Genomic DNA, 3,013 nt, shown 5'->3' on the forward strand with positions numbered 1-3,013 from the left:
AAAGTACAAGCTTGATACCGAAAATATTTAGATGCCGCGTGCTAAAATTGGCGTGAAATACTGGTCTTCTTCTCACTCAGGAGCCAGCGAGTACACTCACCAACAAGGACCAATGAAGAGTATTTATACTAAGCTTCGCCTGCTTTTCCCGGGACGAAGCTTTACGTTGCTTGTCTTGAACCTAATCGGCCTGTTCCTCCTGTCTTTGATGGAAATGGTCGGTGTTGCAGCCATTCTTCCCATTGTGAATATTGCGATGGGTGCGGAACTTACCGGTTACCTGGCAGTACTTTCCAATATCTTCGGCAACCCTCAGCGTTCTGATTTGGTGGTCTATCTGGGTATTGTTCTGGTGCTCGCCTTTGTTATTAAAGGTGTTGCTGCGCTCCTCTTTAAGCGCTGGAGCCTGAAGTTCACTGGTTACCAGCAGCTGGCGACTTCTTCGACTATCCTCAACCACTACATGAAGGATAGCTACTTCAACCATAGGAAGTCCCAGCCTGAAGATACTGTGTATCTGATCGGTACTTATGTGGTTTTCGCCTACCGCGGCTACGTCGGCTCAATTATTAACTTCATCGGTGACCTACTTTCGATTCTTGTGTTGCTGGTGATGATTCTGTGCGTTATGCCGATTCCGGCTTTGGTTGCCTTTGCTTACTTCGGTATCACTATCTCTGTGATGCAGTTCTTCTTGCGCCGCGGTAACGCAAAGTACGGTGAGATTTCTGCTCGTGCCGGTCGTGACGCTCTTCGCTCGCTCTTTGACAACATCAAGGGTTTCCGCGAGATTCGTATTTCTAATTCGCGTGAATCGACCGTTGAGGAGTACCGCCAGCATGCGTTGCGTAGCGTGAATAGCGATGTGAATATTTCCTTCTTTGCGGATTTTCCCAAGTATGCTCTAGAAATTATCTTCATTGTCGGCATCGCAGGCCTTCTGGGTCTGATGACCTCGACCCAGGGTGCCGATAGTCTGCCCGCTCTGATGCTTTTCGCGACGGCATGTATCCGTATTTTGCCGAACGCTACCCGTATGGTTGCTTCTTTGGGTGGCATCCGTGCAAATGAGTTCGCGAGTGAAGAAGTTGCCAAGGTTATCCGCTCCATGAGCCCCGAAGAGCAGCGTCTGCAGATGGTTGAACCTAAGGGAGAATTCGACCCGGCAGCCATCATCAACCCGGCTATTGAGCCCGTAGATGTTCTGGTTGATAACCTGGTCTACCGCTACCCGGACGGTGATAAGGACGTTCTCAGGGACATTCAGCTGGATGTGCCGGCAGGTACCTCGGTTGCTTTCGTCGGTGGTTCAGGCTCGGGTAAGACTACTCTGGTTGACCTAATCCTTGGCCTGCTGACCCCGACGAGCGGCACGATTTCTAGCCAGGGTAGGGACATCCATACTGACCTGCCTTCCTGGTACCAGAAGATTGGTTATGTTCCCCAGGATCCCTACCTGGGCAACGGTACTCTGCGTGAGGCAGTCGCATTCGGCATTCCCAAGCAGTGCATCGATGACGATCGTGTACTCTACTGCCTTGAGCTAGCGGAGCTGATGCCCGTTGTCGAGACCCTGGAAAACGGCATTGATACCCCAATTGGCGAGAATGGTAACCGCCTCTCCGGTGGTCAGCGTCAGCGTGTGGGCATTGCGCGTGCGATGTACCGCAACCCGAGCTTGCTGATTATGGATGAGGCGACCAGTGCGCTGGACAACGAGACTGAGCACAAGATTACTCAGACCATTAACCGCATTTCCCAGGAAATCACCGTGATTATCGTGGCTCACCGTCTTTCCACGGTGCGCAACGTTGATCAGCTGGTGTACCTCTCCCAGGGCCGCATTGCCAATAAGGGAACTTTCAAGGAAGTTCAGGCGGCAAACGAAGAATTCGCGAACCTCGTTCGCCTGGGCCAGCTGCCCGACTAATTGAAACTATGGGGGTGATCGTATGCAGGTATAGATACGGTCGCCCCCATATTTAGCCTTCTATAGCTTGTAAATTTCAGGCGCCTCACTCAAAGGACATATTGTGACTCATACTCCCCGTGTTTCTGCGGTTATTCCTTTCTACGGCGAGCCGGAACCGGTTCTTGCCATTATTGACACTCTGCGTGCTCAGCAGGGTATTGACCCCGCCGATATCGAGATTATTGTTTCTGATGATGTTTCTCCCACCCCCTTCCCCGAGGTTGAGGGCGTAACCGTGGTTCGCCGCCCCGTCAACGGTGGTTTCGGTAAGGCCGTGAACTCCGGTGTTGCTGCCGCGACCGGTGAATGGGTTTTCATCCTCAACAGCGACCTGGAGCTGGATAACACCTTCGTCTCGCGCATGCTCGCAGCCGTGGAACGCCACGGCGAGGTTCTGGCTAGCCCGCAGATTATTGGCCACGACGGCAAGCAGCAGTGGGTGGCACGTAAGTTCCCCACCGCAGCGCATGTGGCGTGGGAATGGTTCACCCCGCTGGCTCGTTTCAAGCCGACCAACTGGTGGCACCGCGGTGTTGGCCACGATGTTGAGGCATGCACCGGCACCTCCGACGCGAAGGTCGACTGGGTTATGGGTGCGTGCATGGTTGTTCCTCGCGCGACCTTCAACCGCCTCGGCGGCATGGATGAGCGTTTCTACATGAACAGCGAAGAGGTGGACTTCCAGTACCGCCTCTCGAACGCTGGCGTGGACCGCTACCTGATTCCTTCGGTGACTGTAACCCACGAGGGAGGCGGATCTTCGCCCTCCGAGCGTCGTATTCAGTGGTTGACTACTGCTCGTTTCATTTATGCCGACAAGTGGGGTTGGGAGAAGAAGCTAGCTATTGCTCTGCGTGCTACTAGCTACGCGAACTTCCTGGTGAACTCGGTGCGCGGCCTGCGCAATAAGGACGTGGACGCTCGCGGCTTCCTTGTTGCTGAGCTGGAGCGTATCGCCAAGGCAGAGCGCCGCGAAAACTAAGTGTTAAACCACCGGAATTTACCGTGATGGTTCCGTAAGATTTTTTGCCGCCTTCATAA

General features: G+C 53.6%; 2 protein-coding genes. Both read left to right on the plus strand.

The features are described from left to right. Positions 1–112 precede the first annotated feature (112 nt). Positions 113–1,930 carry an ABC transporter ATP-binding protein gene (locus tag Q0216_RS00380; protein ID WP_298591951.1) on the plus strand — a complete coding sequence of 606 codons (1,818 nt, stop codon included), beginning with the start codon at positions 113–115 and terminating at the stop codon, positions 1,928–1,930. A 103-nt stretch (positions 1,931–2,033) separates the two neighbouring features. Further along, positions 2,034–2,954 carry a glycosyltransferase family 2 protein gene (locus tag Q0216_RS00385; RefSeq protein WP_298591952.1) on the plus strand — a complete coding sequence of 307 codons (921 nt, stop codon included), beginning with the start codon at positions 2,034–2,036 and terminating at the stop codon, positions 2,952–2,954. Positions 2,955–3,013 lie beyond the last annotated feature (59 nt).

Source organism: uncultured Rothia sp. (genome assembly GCF_937976295.1).
Lineage (GTDB): Bacteria > Actinomycetota > Actinomycetes > Actinomycetales > Micrococcaceae > Rothia.

What these genes read in the sequence shown, in the direction of transcription:
- Q0216_RS00380 (WP_298591951.1), top strand. Translation starts at nt 113, where the DNA reads ATGAAGAGTATTTATACTAAGCTTCGCCTGCTTTTCCCGGGACGAAGC.